General features: G+C 30.1%; 16 protein-coding genes and 2 pseudogenes. 5 read left to right on the top strand and 13 right to left on the bottom strand.

The genetic code is table 11. From position 1 onward, the window contains the following. The first annotated feature begins 357 nt into the window (after positions 1-357). Entirely contained in the window at positions 358-2,616 is a 2,259-nt protein-coding gene (rpfC, locus tag NOVO_07480; GenBank protein AIL65834.1) for a Sensory/regulatory protein RpfC, read from the top strand. Between the two features lie 369 nt (positions 2,617-2,985). On the opposite strand, the gene NOVO_07475 is transcribed toward rpfC, so the two are convergent. From NOVO_07475 to fliC, 9 genes and pseudogenes are all read right to left on the bottom strand, one after another. Continuing rightward, the gene (locus NOVO_07475; protein AIL65833.1) at positions 2,986-3,945 is read right to left on the bottom strand and encodes an Integrase core domain protein; all 960 of its coding nucleotides are present in this window, start codon (positions 3,943-3,945) and stop codon (positions 2,986-2,988) included. Between the two features lie 177 nt (positions 3,946-4,122). Continuing rightward, a complete protein-coding gene (gene yueD / locus NOVO_07470) occupies positions 4,123-4,956 on the bottom strand; it encodes a Short-chain dehydrogenase/reductase SDR (GenBank protein AIL65832.1) in 834 nt (277 codons plus the stop codon). Positions 4,957-5,264: 308 nt separating this feature from the next. Further along, positions 5,265-5,492 carry a hypothetical protein gene (locus tag NOVO_07465; GenBank protein AIL65831.1) on the bottom strand — a complete coding sequence of 76 codons (228 nt, stop codon included), beginning with the start codon at positions 5,490-5,492 and terminating at the stop codon, positions 5,265-5,267. Positions 5,493-5,854: 362 nt separating this feature from the next. Continuing rightward, positions 5,855-7,033 (bottom strand): Miniconductance mechanosensitive channel, encoded by a 1,179-nt coding sequence (gene mscM, locus NOVO_07460; protein ID AIL65830.1) that lies wholly within the window; start codon positions 7,031-7,033, stop codon positions 5,855-5,857. 283 nt (positions 7,034-7,316) lie between these two features. After that, positions 7,317-10,073 carry an Ankyrin repeat protein gene (locus NOVO_07455; protein AIL65829.1) on the bottom strand — a complete coding sequence of 919 codons (2,757 nt, stop codon included), beginning with the start codon at positions 10,071-10,073 and terminating at the stop codon, positions 7,317-7,319. 712 nt (positions 10,074-10,785) lie between these two features. Continuing rightward, entirely contained in the window at positions 10,786-11,958 is a 1,173-nt protein-coding gene (locus NOVO_07450) for an enterobactin exporter EntS (GenBank protein AIL65828.1), read from the bottom strand. A gap of 8 nt (positions 11,959-11,966) precedes the next feature. Continuing rightward, positions 11,967-12,956 (bottom strand): annotated as a pseudogene (locus tag NOVO_07445) (phage portal protein, HK97 family; partial). Positions 12,957-13,033: 77 nt separating this feature from the next. Continuing rightward, entirely contained in the window at positions 13,034-13,141 is a 108-nt protein-coding gene (locus tag NOVO_07440) for a hypothetical protein (protein AIL65827.1), read from the bottom strand. Between the two features lie 352 nt (positions 13,142-13,493). Next, complete coding sequence (gene fliC, locus NOVO_07435; protein ID AIL65826.1) at positions 13,494-15,821, bottom strand: A-type flagellin; 2,328 nt, start codon at positions 15,819-15,821, stop codon at positions 13,494-13,496. Between the two features lie 253 nt (positions 15,822-16,074). Here fliC and NOVO_07430 point away from each other — a divergent pair, with 253 nt between their 5' ends. Further along, the gene (locus NOVO_07430) at positions 16,075-16,461 is read left to right on the top strand and encodes a hypothetical protein (GenBank protein AIL65825.1); all 387 of its coding nucleotides are present in this window, start codon (positions 16,075-16,077) and stop codon (positions 16,459-16,461) included. 193 nt (positions 16,462-16,654) lie between these two features. On the opposite strand, the gene NOVO_07425 is transcribed toward NOVO_07430, so the two are convergent. Further along, positions 16,655-19,045, bottom strand: a complete 2,391-nt coding sequence (locus NOVO_07425) for a Sensor histidine kinase (GenBank protein ID AIL65824.1) — start codon at positions 19,043-19,045, stop codon at positions 16,655-16,657. A gap of 293 nt (positions 19,046-19,338) precedes the next feature. On the opposite strand from NOVO_07425, the gene NOVO_07420 reads away from it, so the two are divergent. After that, entirely contained in the window at positions 19,339-19,557 is a 219-nt protein-coding gene (locus tag NOVO_07420) for a hypothetical protein (protein AIL65823.1), read from the top strand. Here the strand turns inward: NOVO_07420 and NOVO_07410 are convergent. Continuing rightward, a pseudogene (locus tag NOVO_07410) lies at positions 19,554-20,093 on the bottom strand (transposase; disrupted). The gene NOVO_07420 and the pseudogene NOVO_07410 sit on opposite strands and share 4 nt — an antisense overlap. A 239-nt stretch (positions 20,094-20,332) precedes the next feature. Here NOVO_07410 and NOVO_07405 point away from each other — a divergent pair. Beyond that, on the top strand, positions 20,333-20,602 hold the full coding sequence (locus NOVO_07405; protein AIL65822.1) for a hypothetical protein: 270 nt from the start codon (positions 20,333-20,335) through the stop codon (positions 20,600-20,602). Between the two features lie 40 nt (positions 20,603-20,642). On the opposite strand, the gene NOVO_07400 is transcribed toward NOVO_07405, so the two are convergent. Together NOVO_07400 and ssb are read right to left on the bottom strand one after the other, a co-directional pair. Beyond that, positions 20,643-21,404, bottom strand: coding sequence for a hypothetical protein (locus NOVO_07400; protein AIL65821.1), 762 nt, complete (start codon positions 21,402-21,404; stop codon positions 20,643-20,645). 10 nt (positions 21,405-21,414) lie between these two features. Beyond that, the gene (ssb, locus tag NOVO_07395; GenBank protein ID AIL65820.1) at positions 21,415-21,879 is read right to left on the bottom strand and encodes a Single-stranded DNA-binding protein; all 465 of its coding nucleotides are present in this window, start codon (positions 21,877-21,879) and stop codon (positions 21,415-21,417) included. Between the two features lie 335 nt (positions 21,880-22,214). Between ssb and uvrA the strand changes: the two genes are divergently transcribed. Beyond that, on the top strand, positions 22,215-25,094 hold the full coding sequence (gene uvrA, locus NOVO_07390; GenBank protein ID AIL65819.1) for a UvrABC system protein A: 2,880 nt from the start codon (positions 22,215-22,217) through the stop codon (positions 25,092-25,094). Positions 25,095-25,103: the final 9 nt, after the last annotated feature.

Here is a 25,103-nt window from a genome sequence, read left to right as displayed (position 1 = left end):
CAGTATGCTCGAGATAATAGTACTGTGTGAGGTACAATTTTATGAAGTAAGCCACATTCTTTAGCTTCTTTTGCACACATTCCTTCACAACCAAAAACCATTTTTTGCATTACACTTCTACTAACCTCTTTTCCTCCAGTAGATTCATCCTTTTGCTACTAAAAGGATTATGTGCGTGTCCTAAGCCAAAACAATTATTGAGACTTTATTTTCAATTACAATAAATATATTGTTTTCATTGACATTTGCTGAATTTTTGTGCATTACAATCTACGTTTAAAGTTTATTTAATAATTTATATTTAATATTTATAGATTACTTGTAACGTTAATAATTCTGGTCTATGTATTAGTGATTATGCATAATAAAAAGTCTATCGCAAGCGATTATTTTTATATTATTCTGATAGGTATTATAACAATAATGGCTCTATCCTTATTTTTTACTGTTTATTTATACTTTACAGAAAAAAAAAGATTATATGATAATATAGTACAATCTGCAGAGCAAATTGAAAATAGTATAAATAACTCTTTTGACTATAGTACAGAACTTGCCGCTTTTATTGGTACTCAAATTATTGAACAAGGGGCTACAAACTATGATAATATAGCAAGTATTTTGAGTAGTCAATTAATTACAAATGCCCTCACTAGAACATTATTTGCTTATACTATTTTTGATTGGATTACACCAGAAAAGCAGCTTGTTATCAGTGGACCTTATGGAATACTGAACAAACCTAAAGATGTTTCGTTTAGGCATTATTCACGTAATGCTGAAAAAGATCCTTGGAAGTTACATTTTGATAATCCAAATTATGGTATACCAAGCGGTCAATATATTTTACCAGCTGGTATGGGTATCGTAGATAAAGAAGGTAAGTTTATTGGTATATTAAGCATGGGATTTAATTTATCTAATCTTAGTAATATAGCTCAAAAAAATATTGCTGATAAACGTATTAGATTTATTATTTTATCAAAGGATGGTACTCCCTTATTTGCTTCATTTGAAGGTCATGTATCATTTCCACCATTACCAAATAAAATACGAAATATACCTTCTAATAAGATAGCTTCTGGTTATTTATTAAATAATTTTGTATATAATAATATAAAATATATATTCTATAAAAAATTTAGTAAATATTCTAACGTGGTGCTAGTAGGATATGATCAAGAAGTTTTAAATAAAGAAATTTATGTAATACTTATACCACGCTTAACAGAATTATTAAGTATTGGTGCTATTTCAATCCTCTTACTGTTAATAATAAGGAAAAGAGTAGTAGTACCCCTTATACATCTCTCTGATATAGCAAAAAAAATTTCAGACGGTATTACTAAGCTGGAGATACCCAAATTTTCTTCATTTGAAATGAATATTTTAGCCAATCAGTTAAAAAATGTTATATCATATACAACTAATCTGGAACAAAAAGTCCAAGAACGAACTTTTGAATTGGAACAGGCTTTAGCTATTAAAACTGAGTTCCTTAACAATATAAGCCATGAAATACGTACTCCTATCCAAGGATTTACAAATATTTCTGAAGGGCTAGTAGAACACTGGAATGATTTTGATGACGAAAGAAAATTTGAATTAGCAAATCAAATTGCGATTAATGCAAATAGATTATCTTCTTTACTTAATCATTTGCTGGATCTCTCTAAATTTCAGGCTGGCAAAATGATATTAGATTTAAAGCAAATAAAATTAAATGATTTATTAGAATCCAGTGTTGATGAATGCAAAAATTTATATGTTAAAAATAAACAACTTAATTTTAAAATTATTGCTACTCAAACAAACAATTTAATTACCGCAGATTTGGAACGCCTGCAACAGGTAATACGTAATCTTCTAACTAATGCCATAAAATTTAGCCCAAATAATGGTAGTATTACTATTTTAATACAAGACACAGAACTTATACTAAACAAGATAAATGTTGTGCAAGCAACTCAGATAACAGTTAAAGATGAAGGAATCTCTATACCAGAACATGAACTCCGTACTATATTTTTACCATTTACCCAAAGCAGCTTAGCTAAAGCTGGAGGTACAGGGCTAGGATTAACTATTTCAAAAGAAATTATAGCAGCACATCATGGTAAAATCTGGGCTGAAAATAATTCAGATCAGGGTGGAAGCATACATTTTGTTATACCTAATACACCTACATTTATACTGAATATGCCAGAAAAAATCAATTATCATGATAAGGAAAAATCAGAAAATATGTCTACTACAATTTTAATGATTGATGGTGAGGATGCTTGCTTAATTAGTATGGAATTATTACTACATGATACAAATTATAACTTGATTACAACTAAAAGTGGATTATCAGGCCTTAATTACCTTAAAACTTACCATAAGTCAGTAGATATTATATTATTAGATCTAATGATGCCAGATATATATGGTATAAATGTTTTAACTGAGATTAAACAAAACCCGCTTACTAAAAATATACCTGTGATTTTACAAACAGGGATATACGATCAACAAGAAATAAAAAAGGCTTATGCACTTGGTATCGTATCATATATTAAAAAACCCTATCAAAAACAGATAGTACTTACAGAATTAAGTAAGGCATTATATTAACAACATTTTACTCTTAGCTTCGAGAGTTTGTTCATCTAATTATGGTAAATAGCGTGTTTTAAAAGCTGTTGAGCAAAAATTATAGTTCAATTTGAAGTCAAAAATATTTATCATAATTAGATACACAAGTAACCATTTTAAATTACCTTTGCTATACATTCCATTTGCACTAACCTTTCATAGCTTAAAGCTTTAGGAAAATATTGCTTTAGGTTCTGTGAAGTTTTCTAAAAAATATGGTTTTTAGCAAATTTTTGAGCGAAAAAATAGCTTTTATTCGAAGGAATATTAATATATTTCAAGCAATAAAAGCTTTTTTTGCAGCCAAAAAGTGCTAAGAAAACAGTTGTTGAGAAACCTTCACAGAACCTAGATGTACGGTTTCAGTAGTTGATGGTTAGGATTAATTCTAAAATTATTAGCATTTTGTGTGTAACAAGTCAAGATCATTTCAAAAGGCGTTTTTCTAGCAATAGAAGAAAGCCTTTTAGCATAATTATAAGCCATAACAAAAGCTTGTAGATGACTATCTAACTCTTCTCTACTAGTATAATGATACTTCTTAGTAGTAGCTTCTTTTATAGTCCTATTCATTCTTTCTACTTGACCATTGGTACTTGGACTATAAGGCCTTGTTGTGCGATGCCTGATACCGTAATCTTTACATTTTAGATCAAATCTATGTCTTGCTTTAGGAGCTCTGTACCTGGCTAAACCATTGTAAGCAAATTGAACACCATTATCAGTTAATATGGTATGTATCTTAAAGGGACAGCTACTTACCAAGTTATCAAGAAAATTAACTGTAGTATCGCCATTGCTATTATTATGCAGCTCAACATAAGCAAATTTACTCACTCTACATATTGCCACAAATATGTAAAATTTTCCCTCACCAATTCTTACTTCTGTGATATCAAGATGCATAAATCCTATTTCATAAGCCTTAAATTTCTTCTTCTCTTTGATATTATCTTCTTTGGGTAAACAAGATAAACCGTACCGTTTAAGGCATCGGTAAAGATTTGAACGAGTTAAATAAGGTATTTCTTTAATAAGTGCATCAAAGCAATCATCCAAAGGTAATTGCGTAGACTTACGAAAAGCAATAATCAAAGCTTCATCTTCGGGCTTCAAAATAGTAGTTGCTTTTTTAGGAGCATTAGAGCGATCTTCTACTCCTTCTTCTTTTCTTTGACGCCATTTTATCACAGTTTTAGGGTTAATATTATATTGTTCACTTAATTCTTTGATCGTAGCTTGCGATCGCTGTAATTCTTTTCTAATTGCGTGCGTAGTCGTGGCGCAGCCATGTAATATTTGTCCCACAATTCCTCCAAATTAATTATATCCCTAGCTCTTACTTATATACTCTTTTTTTCTTCCATCAACCCTTGAAATTGTACACCTAGATTCTTCACAACATATTTTTGTCCAGATTTACGATATTTATATTGTTTCCTACTGGAGGTAGGATTGGACCCATCTTGGCTAATACTCAATATTCTATAATTTTGACATTAATTTTAAATTTGGTATTGCTTCCTTTCTTTCGTCAATAATTTTTTGGCTAAAACCTATCTTAGAGATTAAAGATTTGTTATCTCCCAACCAATATTGATGATGCTTTTGATCATAAATATTATGCTTTTCAGCTATAAATTGTGTATCACTTATGGATAATAGCAAATAACTTAAAAAATTAGCACTAAGCGCTGCAGGAAGTGATTCATTGTTAGCTCTTTTTTTTCTAAATTCTTCGGCTCTAGCAAACTTGGAGATATCTTGATCAGCCAATACTTTTAGCATATTAGTATCAACATTGCCCGGATAGACACTTGCTGTAAGAATTTTATGATATTTTAAAATATCAGTTAATTTATCTAACGCTGATTTAGCTATACAATAAGTCACCATACCATTATATAAACCTTCGCCTGGTTTAGAAGTTATATTTAGTACCCTGCTATCTGGTAGTAATTTATTCTTAAGAGCTGAGATTAATATTAATGGAGCAATAATATTTGTCTGAAAATTTTGTTCTATTTCCTCTGGAGTAATTTTATCCAAATCCCCTACGGGAATTATAATAGCAGCATTATTTATTATATAATCAATTTTAGGAAAAGGTTTTAGATAATCGAAAACTTTTCTTCTACCTTCTTTAATACTTAAATCAGCAACAAGAGGTATAATATAATTAGGATATGACCTTTGTAATTTGTTTAATGACTCAGCATTTCTAGCTACAGCTATAACGCAAATTTTATGCTCAGCTAAATTTTTGGCTAACTCTTTACCAATCCCACTACTAGCTCCTGTTATTAATGCTATTTTCATTAAAACTCCTAAAATAATATTATTTCTATTAAATCATCACTACTATAGTAAACTAAGTTGTACGTGGGACGAGCGCAGATAGAGCGAAGCCTACAAATAGTAGGAGAGCTTTGATTTAACTGTGTCCGCAAGTTCAAATTAATTTACTATATATATGGTATTCTATAATTTTTTTACGATTTGGCATAGCTGACCACATAAAAATACCTAATTTGTACAGTAGTATGGCTATTTGTGGTCTTTGATCCTCGCTTCAAGTCATTTAACTTCAATTTTTTACTATAATTTTTATTGGCTTATAAGATGGTTTAAAGTTCGGAATCTATATTATCAAAATATCTTTCTCCTACCATATTGATAGCATGTTCAAGACAAGTAATCATTTTCTGACTAACCGCAATATATTCTTCCACCTGCTCCTCAGTATTATCCAGTGCATAGAATATCTCTATATCGCTTAGATATATTTGTTTGCAATCATACATCCTCTTCATATCATTATTAATATGACCATGTTTAAGTTTTTCATAAAACACAGGATATCTCTTATAAATTTCCTGATAATGAAAGTTTATTATATTATCCAAGAAATTTATATATTAAAATATTAAATAAAGAAAGATATTTTAAAAGAATATAATATACAGTAAATTAAAATGAGCTGGAACATTATTAGATTACCGCTTTTTCGGATATGACATCATTTGTTGTTCATTACTTACATTTTTTGTCCAAGAGTAGGGCTATTTGTAGGAGAGCTTTGAGCTCACTGAGTACACAAATTCAAATCAATTTACTATGGGACTGTTAACAGTCCCATATATCTCCTCTTCAATAAATAGGAAGAAGCACCTACTTTATGAGAGTAAAGATACATATAATCCATTCATCCTATAACTTATGCAAACGACATTTTTAGATCAAACACAGGTAAAATAGCAAATAAATGATCAAAAATATCAGCCTGCATATCTTCATATAATACCATATCAGTGATATGAGTATAAAAATATAACTCTATAGGAATACCATGTGCAGTAGGCTGTAATTCCTTTACTAAACATGCATTATCTTTTTTTATTCCTTCGTGCTGAGCTAAAAAAGCTCTTATATATGCTCTAAATATAGTAATATTTGTGATTTGAGGTGTAGAAGATTCAGAACTCTTTGGGATTATTCCTTCAATTAATTTTATATTACTTAACCTATCTATTAAACTTTGGTCACAAAATTTGACTGTGTCAGGAGATATAGTAAGAGAACGCTTAACACGTCTACTATTCATTTGATCAACTCCACACCAATTTATTATGCTACTAGACAGCAATACATAAGTAGGAAGCATCGTAATCGAATTATCATCATTGCGTATCTTCACAGTACTTAATGAAATATGTATTACCTCACCACTAGCATTATAGCTAGGAATATCTACACAATCTCCTATACTTACCATATTATGTGCAGAAAGCTGAACACTAGCCACTAATCCTAATATTGAATCTTTAAATACTAACATAATCACAGCAGTAAGAGCACCTAACCCTGCAAACAATGTTGCTGGAGACTTATCTATAATAACTGCTACAATACAAATTATTGCTATTGCCCATAAAATTATTTTCATTATTTGTACATAGCTTGTTATTGGATGTTGTATAGCAGTTTTTGCAATATGGCTATAACCATCCTCTATAATGCTAAACAATGCCGAAATCACCCGTACAACTACGAAAATCATGTAAATACTCAGAATTCTCTGTAATACTGTTACAATAGTGTAAGTTATAGGAAAGCCTTTGACCTGTATCATAGGTATTAACAAATAGGTTACTATTGCCGGAACTAATACCAAAATTTTATATATAATCTCATGCTTAACACATAAATCATGCCACAGCGGCTTGACACGTTTAAAAATTATATTAGAAAAATAATTTAAATATAATCTAAATATTACATACCAAATCCAACTTATAGCAGCTATAATTAATAAAGCAGACGTTACAGCTAAAATATAGGAAATAAATGTCCCACATTTTAGAGATACAAACAAATCAAATAATCTATTTATCATACTTTACCTCTTATATACTACATACATAAGTTATTATGAAAGCGCGTAACTTATATTAATATACTTACTGTACAACTAATATTTTAATATTACAAACGTTACAACATTATTAATATTAATTATCTTAATAAAAAATTATAAACTACACAACATCAATCTCCTATATAAAAAATAGTTAACGCTCTTTTTATAGAATATATGGCTATGACAACAAGAAAGCACTGTCATTCTTTATGCTTAAACACTTTAAATGTTATAAATATCATTTTACTTTATAAATCATTTATAATTTATTATATAACTTCTCGCAATCTTGATTGAAATATTGAACGACATTGAAATATCGAGCGGTATGTTTACCTATCACCCGCTCAAAATTTCCTTTTTCTATATTATGTTCTATATTTTTAGGTTCATTTTTTGTAATCTCTCTGCCTGATGTTGCTTTATTTTCTGCAGCCATCTTAGTAAATACCCTCTCTAATAAACTATTTACTTCTTCTATATCGCTTTCTGTTTCAGTACAATCTAATATCTCCCTTTTATCCTCAAGAGTTATTTTATCATCTAAATTATCTAATAAAATATTCACTATCTTCAAATTGCCTTTTATGGTAGCAAAATATAACGCTATTCCTTTATCTTCGATAGTTATCTCCTCTCCTCTAGCCAATAACATCTTTACTACTTCTGTATAACCTTGCTCTGCAGCTAAATATAATGCTTTTCCTTTATAGTGTGGAGTTATATTTTCTATTTTATCTAATAAAAGATTTACTACTTCTAAATAACCTTTACCAGCAGCTAAATATAACGCTTTTCCTTTATTTTTTATGGTAAAATAATCTTTACCTAATCTATTTAATAAAAGATTTACTATCCCTATTCTACCTTCCACTGCAGCTCCATGTAAAACCTCTCCTTTATGCTCAACATTTTTATCATCCTCTATTTTATCTAATAAAAAATTTACTAACTCTAGATAACCTCCTACGGCAGCGAAATATAATGCTTTACATTTATCTTCCATATTTATCTTATCACCTACTTTATTTAATAGAGTACTTACTATTTCTCTATATCCCTTCACTGCCGCCGAGTATAAGGCTTGTCCTATATGTTCTGGAGTAATATTATACCCTATCATATCTAATAAACTATTTACAACCTCTAGACGCCTTTCTATTGCAGCCCAGCATAAAGCTATTCCTTTATCTTCCAGCGTTATTTCATTACCTACACTGCTTAACAAAAGATTTACTACTTCGAGCTGACCTTCTCCTGCACTCCAATACAATGCTTTACCTTTATCTTTTTTAGAAATCTCATCGCCTACTTTATTTAATAAAGTATTTACTACTTCTATATAACCTTGATCTGCAGCCCAATATAAGGCTTCTCCTTTATCTTGTGGAGTTATATCATTCCCTAGTTTCTCTAATAAAATATTTATACACTCTACATGCCCTTCTTTTATAGACCATTTTAATATTTCTCCCTTATCTTTAGGAGAAAGTTCATTAATTATTTTCTCTAATAAGCTATTTATGATTTCTAAATATCCATTTTCTAGCGCTTCTTTTAATATTATTATTTTATTAGCTGTAGGTATCTCATTACCTAATTTATCTAATAAAAGATTTACTATCTCTAAATAACCCCCTTCTACTGCTTCTCTTAATACTCCTATTTTATGATTTATAGGTATCTCATTACCTAATTTCTCTAATAAAATACTTACTCCATCTAAGTACTCATTATCTACAGCCACATATAATATATTTATTTTAACTGGAATAGTTATGCTATTACCTAGCAAGTCTAAAAGATTATTTACCCAATAATTGTTACGTTGCTCTGTTGCCCACGTTAATAACTTATATAAACTATTTTCTTCCTTTTGGAGATGAGGTATAAGATTGCTGATAATGGTATTTAAATTTTTATTATCATTATTATATACTGCCATTCCTATACTTAAAACTTCCTCAGAATTCATGATAGTTAAGAGTGCAGAATGGGTTTGGATAATATTCAAATTTCCATGACTATATTTAGCTATATCTTTAAAAGATAGAGAATACTCAAATAGATTGTTTATAAAAACAAAAAGAAAATTTATTTTGTCATACTTAACTTCGGATAATTCCTGTAAGCCTTTATTTTGATTCCCACTATAAATATTTTTTGCTAATTGAAAAATTTCTTTTATCTTATTTTCATGCTGAGCATAATATAATTTATAAATATTAAGTTCCTCATAATTAAACAACATTGCTTCTTCTTTGGTTAATATATTTTCTTGAACCAATAAATAATCTTCCGTAGAATCTTCTCGTTTGGCCATTCTTAATTGTTGTTCATTATGGGTTAGCAATGCTTGCTTTACTTTAATTTCTCTAGCTTGTTTTTCTTTCCATTGCTTCTTTATCAGATCGGCTTGCTCAGGGTTATTATAAACCTTTACAGCCGTCATATAATTATTCTCTTCCTCTATTTTCCAACTTTTTAATTTTTGTTCTAATTTATTTTCAATCCACTGATCACGATTTAACCAAGCTTGTTTATTTTTAGGAGACGCAGTATTTTCATTATATCCTATAATCCCATTCTTATGATCATACTTACTTACTATTCTAGATTTTAGTTCTAATGCTTTCTCCTTTACCTTATTATTAATCAAGCCATGAATTATATTTTGCTGATTTAGAGGATTTTTTTCAGCAATAATTTCTTTTATTTCCTCGTGTTGAGACATATAAAAATTAATTTTCGTTTGCAAATATTTAACTAAAATTTGTTCACTTAAGCCATAATCATAATGTAAGTTCTCTTTTAATTTACTGGGTATGTTTTTAATTAGTTCAATCTGATCCTTAATTTCTGGGGTAATTGATGCCGGAAATTTTACGGTATTACCATATAGGTAATGAAGTGTATAAAATAACACTTCTGCTATATTCCTGTATTGAAATAGTAAATTATCTTCAATTTCTTCAATATATAAATCAGCAATAGTAATAATCTCTATATCTTTCATAAGTAATACCTTAAATTATAAACGAATTAATAAAATTAATACTAATTAAGATACCATTTACATTAAAAATATCAATAATGTTAACGTTTATGTAAAATATGTTAAAGACATAGAGAGTTATAGTAATTTAAATTTTAGCAGAAGTAATTACGAGAAATATAGCTATAAATGCACAATAACTATATGTATATTGAGATTAGGAACTTGGTATGATTACTAAGCAAAAAAAAATCGTAGGAGATTTTAATAAAATATATAATATAGCTATTCTCTTTTTATAATTAGCTCGTCTTACAGAACTATGTCACAATTTAGCACTGTGAAGAAAAAATAAATTTATGTGAAATGAGGAGCGAGTAATACAAATGAATATATGAGCAACGAACTTACCGCATAATATAGTTGGAATGGTCACGTTGTCGTTCATCCCTCACCCCTAGCATTTAGTCGGCTTCGGATCCTCACTCCTAGTGTCATTCTCAACTTCTCTAACTATATTTAAATTGCAATAAGTTAGGTTCTGTGAAGTTTTCTAAAAAATATGGTTTTTAGCAAATTTTTGAGCGAAAAAATAGCTTTTATTCGAAGGAATATTAATATATTTCAAGCAATAAAAGCTTTTTTTGCAGCCAAAAAGTGCTAAGAAAACAGTTGTTGAGAAACCTTCACAGAACCTAGATGTACCCCCTCAATCCAAAGCTATATAAACAAGCTATTTATATATTCGAGTATAAGATAATATTAAAATTGATAAAATAAGAAGTATAACACCGTAAATAAAGTAAGCATTATCAAAATTATGTATAGAAATGTAATTTGGAAGAAGAAATATAATTATGCTTATAATGCTACCCATGATCCCAAACGAAGTATTAACTCTTCCTATCATACCTTTAGGACAATGAGTTAATAAGTCACCATTATTTAAGGTTTTAGTAAAGGTAAAACAGGCTCCCATCAAAGCGTATATAAATGTTATTGTATATATATTATACAAAAATGCTAAAATAATACATAATATTCCCAAAATAATTAGGGAATATATATCATAATTTTTTAAATTATATTTTTTGGTGTAAGAAGTTAAAAATATAGTAGCCACTACACTACCAATTGTCCAAGAAGCTTCTATATTACCATAAGATTCACTTGTACCATGTAATTTAAATTTGATTAATGCAGGCATAATAATATTAGAAAGAGACGACACAGACATTACTAATATATTGACTAAACCGATAAGTAAAATAAATTTTGTTTGAAAAATAAAAATAAGACCTCGAACTAAATCCTTTAGGTAATGAATCTTGATTTGATGATGTAAGATATAAGAAGGGTTTGGCAAGTAATATGTAACAATTAAAGTTATAAAGGAAACAATACATAATAATAGGTAAGAATTTTTGATACCAAAAAATTTTAAGACAATACCTGCACAAGACATACTAATTATAAAACAAATTTGCTGAACTAGACTAAATTTAGCTATTTGTTGAGGTATTTTTTTACTACATATCACTGATTGTAGAATATGATTAGTAGCACCGTTTGCTAATATATTGCCACATGTGGTAAGAACCGTCATACAATATAATGATAAATTATACAGCTCAAGTGATGTATCAAAAGCTAGAATAGGTAAATAGTATGCTATCAAAATTAATAGATGAGCCTTACTAAGAGTAGGTCTATAAGCATGTTTATCAATAAATATACCAAGCATTGGCCCTAACAAAATATTAACTATACAACCAATAAAAAAAATTTTTCCAACAATAGATATCTCTTTATTAATATGTAATGCTGCCCATATATTTAAAATAAGCGCAAAACCTATACGTAAGTTATTTAAGACCAAATATAAGTAATAATTATTAATTATCATATCTAAATCTACTGAACATTTTGTTTCATTGTAATACCCTGTGAATCAATACTTCTGATAAATGAACGTGTTATATTAATTCCTTCAAGTGGTTCAGAAAATATATCTCTAGCATGAAATCCTAAAGTATTATCTACAAAAATTCCCCTACGCATTTTTTGCAAAACTGAATATCTAACTTCATTATTACTTATAGATTGTTTCATATTATCCATTATTGCATTATTTAATTCATTTCCCTCTGTAGAGGAAATAATATCCCCGTTTAAAAATACATATAATTCTTGATTTTCAAGTTTTTTAAAAATAGGTAAGGTAAGTTTTCTTGTTTTATTTGTCAAAACAGTTGCATCTTGGTTTCTATATATTATAGGTGTAATAGAAATATTAAATTCACGATCTATACCAATAATCTCTGAAAAATATTTTTTGTCTTTCCATAAAGAAGAAGGTACAAAATAAAAATTACCAGGATTTTTATAACCTATAAACAAGTTATAGATCATTAAGTATTTTGGCAGAAAGACTTCTGTTGCTGAAATTCCACCATCATTATGAAATCCTAATTTTGCTTCTGGACTATAAAATAATAGTGCTTCAGATGATAAAATTTTCTCATTTTCTTTAGATGCGTTATATACTGTAAAAGGCGTATTATTTAAGGAATCTTGTATAGGTAAAAAAAGATTTAAAGATATTGATAATAATGACAGCGCTCCCCAAAAAGCGTTTTCATTTGTACTCATATTATCATTTGTAGGAACATCTAATGATGATATACCCAAATCTCTTTGATTTACTGCTTCTTTAATCAAATTAATATATTTGTTAAAAGCTAAATTACCAGCTGCCCTGACCATTTTTTGTATTTTCTCGCTCTTTAGTATGTTTAATTTTGGTACAAATTTACCAGTTTCTTTAAGTAGTGTTATAAATTTTATATAATCCTCTAATTCTATTATATAATTTGGTGCTTCTATAATTTTTTGCTTAATCATAAATTATAACCTGAGTAAATAATTTTAATATATAAGCGCTAAGAAATAGTAACTTCTTAACGCTTTTCATAGCTAGATTATACCCTATCTGTACATTCGGGAGACTGCATACAAACTAACAAATCTTCTAATAGTAAATTAAAATCTAATTCTGTACTAATTTCTAAATTTATAATATTAGACATTTTTTTCTCCTTATATGTGATTTACAACTTAATTTAGTTATACATATATACAACCTGTAGTTGTATATATGTATATTTCATTACTGTCAATATATATAATTTTATTAATTTTTTAGTTATAAACTCTTAGGATTAGATATTATGGGAGCGTTGTAAAAAAGATTTTTTATTAAAAATTTTTCAATTATATCTATTTTTAATCTGCCGTTTTTAAAACTATAAATAATATATAAAAAATTATCAGAAGAGCTAGTGAGAGGTATAATTCTTGATTACAACACACAATGGAAAAATCTATTTTAGCCTATCTCTACCCTGATCAGGGTAGAGATAGATATAATGATATTAGTAATTAGCTAACTAGTTTTAAAATATTTTGTCTTAACTGATTAATCTGAGCAAGTACAGAAGTACTAGCTTGTTCTCTTACTTGTGCCATAGCAAAAGCAGTAGATTCAGAAGGTATATCAGTAGCCAAGAACACGTCTCTAGCTGCAGTAATATTTTGAATACTAGTATTGATGTTATCAGCAGCGTATCTAATTCTAGACTGTATAGCACCAACATTTGACCTAATATCAGATATTACACTAATAGCACGGTCTAACACCACACTAGCTGTTTGTGCTAATTCTGGAGTTTCAATGCTGATTGACTTATAATTACCGTTTTCATCCAAGAAAATATCAGAAGTTTTAGCACCTGGTATCTGTAAAGATATATTATCCGAAGCACTTAAACCTACTTGGAACGCAACAGAAGCAGCACCTGTATTAATATTAAATGCTTTAGCTAAAGCTTTCTCAGTAGCTTCCGCAGCACTAGTACTGGTTAGCGATAAATTAGTTGCAGCACCACCACCAACATAATTGAATATTAATACATTCTTAGGGTTAGTTTGGCTAACAAATCCATATTCACCAGGAGCAAGTTCTCTACCTAAAGGTGTTACGTTACCAACATTATTATAACCACTGGTATATACTTCACCATTTTTAGTAGTAAAGGTTATACTAGCATTACTACCACCTTCCATTGGAGCTTGGACTGACACTTTAGCAATTTCTACATTTTTAAATTCTGAACTAATAAACTTAAATTCAGATCCTGCTAAATCACCTACTATATTATTATTTACGTCTAAGATAGTACCTGATCCTTTATAGCCAGAAACATTACGTGACTGGAAGAAAGTTAAGCCATTAAATGCAGAGTTCAATCTATTAGCAATCAAATCAGCGTCATCTTGATTTTTTACAGATATATCATTTGCATTAAACGTTAACGATAATGAACCTCCATTACCACCGACAGCTGAAAGAGTCACCCTGGTATCAGCAGCGAAATTGGTGTTTACGCTGGCTGCAGTGTAAGTATAATCTCCAACTTTAAGTTCAAGATCCACTACGTTTTCAAGACCTTTATGGATAACTTTAAACCCTTGTATTTTTCCGGCAAAACTAGCGTTATTAGAGATCAAGGAAGTATCAACACCGGTTGCAACTTCAACACCTGACCCATCATTAGTATTACTAGTATTTAATGCTTTTAAAATAGTATCAGTGACAGTACCTTGAGCAACTGTACGTCCAGATCCACTATATGCGCTGTATAAAGCAATATCAGGAGCGTTAGCATTATGCGCCAGTGGGAAAGTACCACCATTTAAATCACCATCTACTGCTATTTGTAAAGGAGAAAAACCATTACCAAGATCAGCATATCCAAGTCCAGTTGCATTTGCTGCAGTAAAGGCTGCACCAGCTACATTTCCTCCATTAAGCAATACGTCATTTGCGTTCGTAGACATAGCTGCAACACCAAAAGCTGCCGAACCGTTATTGGCATCAGTACCTGCACCATTACCAACAGTACCTGCTACATTAGCAGTTATAGTAATATAAGCATCTCCCGGATTATATGCAAATTGCAATTCAGATAACTTTGATTTTATTCCTATTACATTAGCATCGTTACCAGCATAGTTTAACGCTGATTGTATAGAGCTATATAAAGCTTGCGCCTGATTAGCAGCTGTCGTAGTAAGAGTTGTATCAACCGTAATATCTGCTAAATCACCAGTTGTACCAGTAACAGTTCCTATATCAGCTGTAACAGCAAACGGCATAGCAGCACCATTGATATAAATAAAGCCAGCATTATTAGCAGCTGGTGCTAAAGCATTATTAATGGTAATTCTAGCTTGAGCCTGTGTAGCATCAGTTTTGGTACTTGTAACAATTTTAGCAGGAGCATATAAACTGCCATCTATTAATTTTCTTCCACCAAAATTAGTAGATCCAGCAATACGATCAAGCTCTTGGGTTAAATTTTGAAACTCTTGATTCAGTTTTTGTGAAGACTCTTCACCAAGAGCTGAGTTAGCTTGTGTAGCTAGCGCTTTCATACGCTGTAATATATCCCCTTCATTTTTAAGAGAACCATCAGCTATACCAAGCATACTCATACCTTGGCTTGTATTAACTAATGCCGCTTGTAAAGTTGAAATATTACCAGAAAGTATAGAACCAATAGCAAGACCAGATACGTCATCATAAGCATTTGCTATTTTGTTACCGCTAGATATTCTCTTTGCTGATGCTTGTAAATCATTATCAGCTGCAGCAAGATTTTGTCCTACTGAAAGAGCCGTTGGATTAGAAATTATACCCAAAACCATAAAAAATTCTCCTACTTGGATTAAACTTAAAAGGCTACTTGCCTAATATTTACCATGTCATTATACCATATTATCTATTAATAATATATTAACGCTTTAAAAGCAGTATGCTTAACGATAACTAATAATTTCAATTTGAACTTTTTTAGTTTTCCTCACCTCTCCCTTAAGGGAGAGGTCGTGTAAATGCTTGCATTTATACGGGTGAGGGTTTATATAATACCATAACTTTTAATTGATAAAATTATTTATAATGAAAAATTTTCAGAAATTTTTACGCAAAAATACAACTTCTGAAGAACGTATACTTTGGTATTATCTTCGAGATCGTCGATTCTACGATTTTAAATTTCGTAGGCAACATATAATAAAAAATTATATAGTAGATTTTATATGCCTCTCACACAAAATAGTTATAGAATTAGATGGAGGACATCATTCTTATCAACAAAATTATGATAATAAAAGAGATAGCCTTATAAAAGCTGAAGGATTTAAAATATTAAGATTTTGGAATAATGAAATAAAAGATAATGTAGAAGGAGTATTAGAGACACTACATCTAACCTTGTTATCTATTCCCCCTCACCCTCGAAAAGCAAAGCTTTCCTCGACCTCTCCCAAAGGAGAGGTGAAATAAGTATGTGCTTTTTATAATTAATAATTCTAACTTAAATATTTTTTAGTTTCCTCACCTCTCCCTTAAGGGAGAGGTCGTGTAAATGCTTGCATTTATACGGGTGAGGGTTTAATAAATCTAATTATTTAATATACCCCTCATCCGCTCAAAACTGAAGTTTTTCACGACTTCTTCAAATAGGGAGAAGTTAAATTTAGGTCCTTCTATCCAATATTTCTGCAATTTCGTACATTATATTCTGTCTTTGGTAGGGTTTTTTGATGTAGGTGACAATGCCAAGTGTGAATGCTCTTTCAATTTCGGCACTATCGGAAGAGCCAGTTTGAAGAATGACTGGGATTTTGGCAAGCTCTGGGTTCTGCTTGATCTCAGCGAGTACATTTAAGCCATAAATATCGGGCATCATTAAGTCGAGTAAAATTAAATCTATTTCCTTAGAATGTTCTTTCAGATATTCAAGGCCAGCATAACCTCCCGCTGCTTTATGGAGATTATAGCCACTTCCAAAAAGTAGTAATTCCATACTCATTAAGCAGGCATCTTCATCATCTATTATTAAAATATTAGCTGATTTAGTAGTTTGAGGAGCAGGTTTTGTAGGTATTTCGACATTATTTTCTGCAATGATTTTATGGCCATCCATTTGTTTGGCCTGCGATATTGGAATAACAAAGTTAAAAGTTGCACCTTGGTCTTGGTTATTTTCTGCCCAAATTTCACCATGATGCGCGTCGATAATTTCTTTACAGATAGCAAGGCCAAGACCCGTGCCTCCTGCCCTGGTTTTAGTTTTGCTGCTTTGAACAAAGACCTCAAAGATAGTATATAATTCATTTTCAGGAACGCCTACCCCTTCATCTTTAATGGCAAAATGATAAGCTTCAGATTTATTTTGATCATCATAGGTGATTTCAGAAAGCTTTAGCGAAACAGTGATGGTAGAATTATTTGGGCTAAATTTGATGCTATTGACAAATAAATTACGTAAAACTTGGCCTATTCTTTCTTTGTCCGCCAGGATAAAGGCGTCTTTTAAAGGAGTGAAATTAATTTGGAGCTGCTTACCATTGATATATAGGGTTTGAGCTTCGTCAATCATTTCCGTGATAATCAAGTTTAAATCTATTTTTTCTAAACTAAGCCTCATCTTTCCTGCTTGGAACTTAGAAAGATCAAGGAGATGGTTAAGAAGTGAAGACAATCTTTTGGCATTGCTTGCAATTTTATCTGCTAACTCATATTTTCGTTCATCGTTAAACTCTTGCCAATGCTCAACGAGGGAAGTTGAAATCGCAGTGAACCCTTGCATCGGCGTTCTAATCTCATGACTCATGTTATTGAGGAACTCTGTCTTAGCCGCGAGTGCTTGCTGCAGTTCTGCAGTGCGTTCCTCTACTTTTTGTTCGAGCTGTAAGTTAATATTATTGATATTAATATTAACTTTTTCTAATTCGGCTTGAGATAATTTTAATTGTTGTTCAGTAATTTTAAGTTTATATATAAAGTAAATTAAATTACTAAGTCTGGCTGATAAAATATTTAGTTCTTTAATATTGCTTTCAGGTATACTGATTGTTTCTATATTATCTTCTGTTTCTACTATTTTTTCTGCTATTACAGCAAGTTTTATTATTGGATTAATTAGCATTTTACGTAATATAAATAACATAGCAATAATGATTATGCCTATTACTGTAATGCCTGAGGAACGAGAAATTATAATATTATTTATTTCCTGTTGCTTGCTAATTTCATTATAACCAATCAATATAATAAATGGGAAATTATTCATTTTTTGATAATAATTATATCTGATTTTGCCATATTTTAGCTCTTTCTCTAAATATCCTCGATCTGATGAAGAGAGTTTGATATTATTAAAAATGTGTTGCCGCTCTCTTTCGTCCTTTGGTAATTCACTGCTTGGGGGGGCTAAAACAAAGTGAAACTTATCATTTAATATAACATAATGTATTAAATTACCTCTCAAGTCATTTTCAATTTTACTTTTTAATCTTTCTATACTAAATCCCATTCCAATAACACCTAAATATTTTCCTTGATTATCTATAATGCCTAAGCCGGCAGGAATAATTAATTCTCCGCTTGGTTTACCAATAGCTATATTACTAAAATGTAATTTCCAAGGTTTATCACGAGCTTCTTTAATATAGGAGCGATCAGACATATCAATAATTTTATCTATTTTACCTAAAGTAGTAGAAATTACTAAATTATCATTTTGATCAATCCAATCAAATAAGGTCCAGGAAAATATACTGCCTTCAACAAAATTCTTTGGCAGCTTGATAGTTAGAATAGTTTCTATTTCATTTAAATTAGGATCTTTAAGACTTGCTATTTGCTGACCTAAAAACTTCATATAATTACTTAAATAATCTAGCAATTCACCTATATTATTATTCACTTCTTCTGCCCTAGTTTCATAAAGTGAAATTTTCCTTTGTTCATATTTAGAATAGGTGAAATAACATAAAATAATAATAAATAAGATGGTAATAATGAAAATGATCACGGAAAATATGATGCTTTCTTTTTTTAAACTGTAAGTTTCTGTTGCCATAAAAATATATTATATGTATATATTATTAATTAATCTTAATATATATTATTATAGATTAATATTGTAAATAAAGCATTAATATTAACTATATAGTAAAAAATTTAATTTTGTTTTAAAAATTATATATTAAAGATATAATTAGGAATTTTATCAACCAGCACACAGAATTTTCAGCTACAAGTAAAGCTGTTAATAATGATTTTTATACCCTATGGCATAGGCACCCCTTAAATGTTAAGGAAGCAGAAATATTTTTAGCTAACTATTTTGCAAGAACTATTAATACTGTAGTAATGGTAGGAAATGTAATTAAAGCTTTAATTGATCCTATTAAAATTATTAAAAATTCTGATTATGCCAAAGCTGTAATAAACAATTTACAAAATTTGCATGATGAACTTGGCAATGGGAAAGAGAAAAAGCCTCATCCCGTATTGATGGCTGAATGGATAAATATTTTGCTAGAAAAGCTGGGTTCAAATATTTTACCTATAGAAGATATAGTCAATTAAGTTGAGAATGGCATAGAGAAGCCATAATCAATAGCATCGCTAAGGTTATTAAAATTAGTAATGATAGGTTTGATTTTAGCTTTTAAATGAGCCCAATATTTTTCAATTGGGTTGAGATCAGGAGAGTAAGGTGGTAAGAATAAAAGTTTACAGCCTATATCTTCTATTAAATTCCTAGTTCTAGCTGACTTATGGAACGTTGCATTATCAAGTATTACAACTTGACCAAATCTTAGTTCGGGCACCAAACACTGACTAACCCACTCGTTAAAAACTTCTGTATTACATGTGCCCTTGAAACACATTGGCGCAATAATTTTCTTCCCAACCTTACCTGCAATAAAGCTTTCTCAATCATGTTTTTTACCTGAGATATCACCATAAACTTTACTTCCTCTGAGACTGTATCCCCAAGAATAGTACAAATAGCTATCAATTCCACTCTCATCAATATAAACTATATCTTCCGCTTTATAGTTTGCGATAGCTGCCAAAAATAATTGCAGCTTCTTCTCTGGTATAACCTTTATTAACATAGTGAATTACTTTTTTACGTAAATCTAAGGAATATGCCATTGCTTCTACTGTTTTGGGTTTATGAGCTTTTTAATATATCATATATCATGTCTTTATCAATTTAATTTACTATAATTATCATAAACTACTTACCAAAGAGACAGAATTATTTACTGATTTACAAACAAAACTTTATAATCATCAATCTATTATAACAGTCATTGGCACCTCATTTACTCAAGAATTATTTGCTCATCATATGATGCATAAATTATTTGATGGATACCTAAAAAACTATAAACATTTATTTAAAATCTCTGAAGAGTTTGCCAGAACTAAAGTTTATTTTACCGCCCATGTTAACGGCACAGAAGAAAATCATGCAAATCTTATTTCTGATTTAATATATTGTACTTGCCAAGATATGGATGACCTTAAAGAAATAGAAAATAGTTATAAAAAATTTGAAGAAATTACCATAATGTTTTGGAATGGTATATATAAGCAAATTCAAACTATCAATAGTTAACAGTACTCATTTTCTAAAATTATTAGCATCGCCCTACTTCCTAATCTCTAGTAAATACAAATTCTTGTTCGGAAGACAAATTAGATATAAACTGATAATTTGACTCACTAAAATTTTTAAGCTCATTATAATCATTTATACGGTTTTTAATTATAAAATTTGCCATCATTCCCCGCGCACGTTTAGCTAATAATCCTATAGTTTTATAGCTACCTTTATGTAATTCTTTGAAGGAAATATTGATCAATTTTAGTTTAGGACTAAGAAGCTTTTGATTAATAGATTTGAAATATTCTTGAGATGCAAGGTTAATAAGAGCATTAGTGGAAGAAGTGTTAATAAAATCTGTTATTTTATTTCCCCAAAATTCATATAGATTTTTTCTGTTATTTATTGCTAAATTTGTAGACATTTCTAGCCTATATGGCTGTATCAGATCGAGAGGTTTTAATACTCCATATAAACCTGAAAGTATAATTAAATGTTGCTGAGCAAATTCTAAATCTTCTTCAGAGTAATGCTCGACATCCATCATACTATATACATCACCCTTATAAGCAAAAAGTGCTTGCCTCGCATTATCCAAGTTATGGTCTAAGCTAAATGTTTTATATCGCTTAACATTAATTTGAGCTAAAGAATTACTAATTGACATTAGCTTGCCAAGCTCTTCTTCAGTATAACCAGAAAGATATTCAGCAAGCGTTAAGGCTTGCTGAATATATATTGGCTTAGTGTAGTGTTTTATAGTACTATTATGATCAAAATTTAACGTTTTAGAAGGGGATAATAATATAATCATACGTTATCTACTAGAATGGTATTTCATCTTCCAAATCATCATTAAAAGACTTGCTATGTTCATTATTATTCTTGCTATATGTTGCTTCAGAACTATTATTTGCATAATCATTATTATTAGAATTTCTGGTATCAAGTATCATAAGATTTGAGTTATAACCTTGTAATATAATTTCGGTATAATAACGCTCAACTCCTGAATTATCAACCCATTTACGAGTTTGTATAGCACCTTCTATGTATAGCTTGGTACCTTTTTTGATATATTGTTCAACAATATTAACTAACCCTTCAGAAAAAATTACTATACGATGCCATTCTGTTTTTTCACGACGTTCCCCGCTTGATTTATCACGCCATGTTTCAGAAGTAGCTAAAGCTATATTAGCAATTTTTTGTCCATTTTGGGTTACCCTAATTTCAGGATCACGTCCAACATTACCTATTAAGATTGCTTTATTTATACTACCTACCATTGTTCTTGACCTTCAAATAAATTATAATAAAAAAAATTAATTTAAATTAATAAAAAAACCTTTTGAATAGTGTTAGAAAAAAATATATAATGACCCTGTTTGAAATTTAAATATCTCTTGAACATTGAATTTTACTGTATAGCTTTAAAGTTATACTATCAGTTAAAAGTATAATCAAAATATACAATATTAATTTATAATATTATACTATTTTTATAAGTTTTTATGTTCTACAAATAAAAAATATTTATTATATAATAACCTACAAACTTTCAAACTTAAGGGTTATACACTTTTTTTATCATTATTAACTAATTATACTAGATTTAAATAAAATGGAAGAATTTATTAAAGTACGTGGTGCAAAAGAGCATAATTTAAAAAATATTAATGTTGATATACCACGCAATAAGTTAGTGGTAATTACTGGCCTTAGCGGATCAGGTAAATCTTCATTAGCGTTTGATACTATCTATGCAGAAGGACAAAGGCGTTATGTAGAAAGCTTATCTGCATATGCAAGGCAATTCTTGCAATTACAAAACAAGCCTAACGTTGAATCCATATTAGGCCTATCCCCTGCCATAGCTATAGATCAAAAAACTACTTCTCGTAATCCTAGATCTACTGTAGGTACAATTACTGAAATATATGATTATTTACGATTATTATTCGCACGCGTTGGTATTCCTTATTCTCCAGCAACAGGGTTACCTATAGAAAGCCAAACTGTTAGCCAGATAGTCGATACTATCAACACTTTACCTGTAGATGCTAAAATATACATACTTGCTCCTATAGTACGTGGAGGAAAGGGAGAACATCGTAAAGAACTGTTAGCACTTAGAAAACAAGGTTATCAAAGAATAAAAATAGATAACGAGGTTTATGAGTTAGATAGTTTACCTGTTATTGATAAAAATAAAAAGCACAATATCGAAGTTATCATAGACAGAATAGTAATAGATCCCGGACTAGGTAATAGGCTTGCAGATAGCGTTGAGAATGCGCTGAAATTAGGCAATGGGATGTTATATGTTGAAGTATTAGGTAAAAATCATAGTGATGAAAATTATGATATAGAAAAAACTTTAACATTTTCAGAAAAATTTGCATGTCCTATATCAGGCTTTCAACTTGATGAAATTGAACCAAGAATATTTTCTTTTAATAGTCCTTATGGTGCATGTAAGGTATGTGATGGCCTTGGTACGGAGTTATTTTTTGACCCTGATTTTGTTATTCCAGACAAAACTTTATCTATCAGAGAAGGGGCCATAGCACCTTGGGAAAGTTTACAAACACGCGCTCAATTACAATTACTAGAGAGTCTTGCTTCACATTATAACTTTGATTTAGATACGCCTTTTAAAGAGCTATCTGAAGAAGTGCAATCTATGATTTTATATGGGTCAGGAGAAGATGAAATTACTGTTAATTTTGTAGAAGGTATCCATAATCAAAAAATTCGTAAAGTATTTGAAGGAGTAATACCAAGCTTAGAAAAACGTTGGGCTGAAGCAAATGAAGCTTGGTTAAAAGAGGAATTAGGAAAATTCCAAAGCACCCATAAATGTAAATCATGTCAAGGATATCGTTTAAGACCTGAAACATTATGTATTAAAATAGCCGATTGGCATATAGGACGTGTATGTGAAATAAGTATAGAACAAGCTATTGAATGGGTTAAAGCTTTACCTACCAAACTTAACAATACTCAAAACAAAATTGCTGAACGTGTTTTAAAAGAATTAATAGATAGATTGAATTTCTTAAATAATGTTGGACTAGATTATTTAACCCTTTCTAGGGAATCAGGCACTTTATCTGGAGGAGAAAGCCAACGTATTAGATTAGCTTCACAAATTGGTTCTGGCTTAAGTGGAGTATTATATGTTCTAGATGAACCATCAATAGGATTGCACCAATGTGATAATATTAGGCTAATTAATACACTTAAAAACTTAAGAGATCTTGGAAATACAGTTATTGTGGTGGAACATGATGAAGAAACAATGATTGCAGCTGACTATTTAATAGATATAGGTCCAGGTGCTGGTATACATGGAGGGCATGTTATAGCTGCTGGTCTTCCTAAAGAAGTTCAAGAAGCAAAAGAAAGTATTACCGGCCAATATCTAAAAGGTATTAAAGCAGTTGAAGTACCAAAAGTAAGGCGTACAGGGCATAATAAAAAGTTTATAGAACTAAAAGGTGCAAGAACTAATAACTTGCATAATGTAGATATTTCTATACCTCTTGGTACATTTACCTGTATTACAGGCGTATCTGGAGGAGGAAAATCTAGTCTTATCATCCATACTTTATATAAGGCTGCTATTAAGAAATTAGAAAATAGTAAAGTCATTCCAGGAGAACATGATTCTTTAACTGGGCTTGAGCATATTGATAAAGTAATTGAAATTGATCAATCACCTATAGGTAGAACTCCAAGATCCAATCCTGCCACTTATACAGGAGCTTTTAGTCCAATTAGAGATTGGTATGTAGGCTTACCTATCTCTAAGGCTAGAGGTTACAAAGTTGGCAGATTTTCCTTTAATGTTAAAGGTGGTAGATGTGAGGTATGTCAGGGAGATGGTATCATTAAAATAGCTATGCACTTTTTGCCTGATATTTATGTTCCTTGTGAAGAATGTAATGGTCAAAGATATAATCGTGAAACTTTAGAAGTAAAATATAAAGGCAAATCTATATCAGAAGTTTTAGATATGAATGTAGAAGAAGCGTTACTTTTCTTTAATAAAATTCCAGCTGTCAGAGAAAAAATAGAAGCAATGTCTGAAGTAGGACTAGGTTATATCAAAGTAGGCCAATCTGCAACTACTTTATCTGGTGGTGAGGCTCAGCGTGTTAAACTAGCAAAAGAATTATCTCGTAAATCGACAGGCAAAACATTATATATCTTAGATGAACCAACTACTGGTTTACATTTAGATGATATCAATAGATTATTAAAAGTATTGCATAAATTAGTAGAAATGGGTAACACTGTAGTAGTGATAGAACATAATTTAGAGGTCATTAAAACAGCGGATTATATTATTGATGTTGGCCCAGGCGGTGGTAATAAAGGTGGTTACGTAGTATCAACTGGCACACCAGAAGAAGTTAGTCACTGTGAAAAAAGTGTCACTGGTAAATATCTTCTACCATATTTGCAAAATAAAGGTACAATACAAAAAATAGCTTAAATTAAAGAG

It is taken from the genome of Rickettsiales bacterium Ac37b (assembly GCA_000746585.2).
Lineage (GTDB): Bacteria > Pseudomonadota > Alphaproteobacteria > Rickettsiales > Arcanibacteraceae > Ac37b.
The sequence above is the reverse complement of the archived record's forward strand: the minus strand, read 5'-3'. Positions and strand labels throughout refer to the sequence as shown.

What these genes read in the sequence shown, in the direction of transcription:
- rpfC (AIL65834.1), top strand. Translation starts at nt 358, where the DNA reads ATGCATAATAAAAAGTCTATCGCAAGCGATTATTTTTATATTATTCTG.
- yueD (AIL65832.1), bottom strand. Translation starts at nt 4,956, where the DNA reads ATGAAAATAGCATTAATAACAGGAGCTAGTAGTGGGATTGGTAAAGAG.
- mscM (AIL65830.1), bottom strand. Translation starts at nt 7,033, where the DNA reads ATGATAAATAGATTATTTGATTTGTTTGTATCTCTAAAATGTGGGACA.
- NOVO_07455 (AIL65829.1), bottom strand. Translation starts at nt 10,073, where the DNA reads ATGAAAGATATAGAGATTATTACTATTGCTGATTTATATATTGAAGAA.
- NOVO_07450 (AIL65828.1), bottom strand. Translation starts at nt 11,958, where the DNA reads ATGATAATTAATAATTATTACTTATATTTGGTCTTAAATAACTTACGT.
- NOVO_07440 (AIL65827.1), bottom strand. Translation starts at nt 13,141, where the DNA reads ATGTCTAATATTATAAATTTAGAAATTAGTACAGAATTAGATTTTAAT.
- fliC (AIL65826.1), bottom strand. Translation starts at nt 15,821, where the DNA reads ATGGTTTTGGGTATAATTTCTAATCCAACGGCTCTTTCAGTAGGACAA.
- NOVO_07430 (AIL65825.1), top strand. Translation starts at nt 16,075, where the DNA reads ATGAAAAATTTTCAGAAATTTTTACGCAAAAATACAACTTCTGAAGAA.
- NOVO_07425 (AIL65824.1), bottom strand. Translation starts at nt 19,045, where the DNA reads ATGGCAACAGAAACTTACAGTTTAAAAAAAGAAAGCATCATATTTTCC.
- NOVO_07420 (AIL65823.1), top strand. Translation starts at nt 19,339, where the DNA reads ATGGTAGGAAATGTAATTAAAGCTTTAATTGATCCTATTAAAATTATT.
- NOVO_07405 (AIL65822.1), top strand. Translation starts at nt 20,333, where the DNA reads ATGATGCATAAATTATTTGATGGATACCTAAAAAACTATAAACATTTA.
- NOVO_07400 (AIL65821.1), bottom strand. Translation starts at nt 21,404, where the DNA reads ATGATTATATTATTATCCCCTTCTAAAACGTTAAATTTTGATCATAAT.
- ssb (AIL65820.1), bottom strand. Translation starts at nt 21,879, where the DNA reads ATGGTAGGTAGTATAAATAAAGCAATCTTAATAGGTAATGTTGGACGT.
- uvrA (AIL65819.1), top strand. Translation starts at nt 22,215, where the DNA reads ATGGAAGAATTTATTAAAGTACGTGGTGCAAAAGAGCATAATTTAAAA.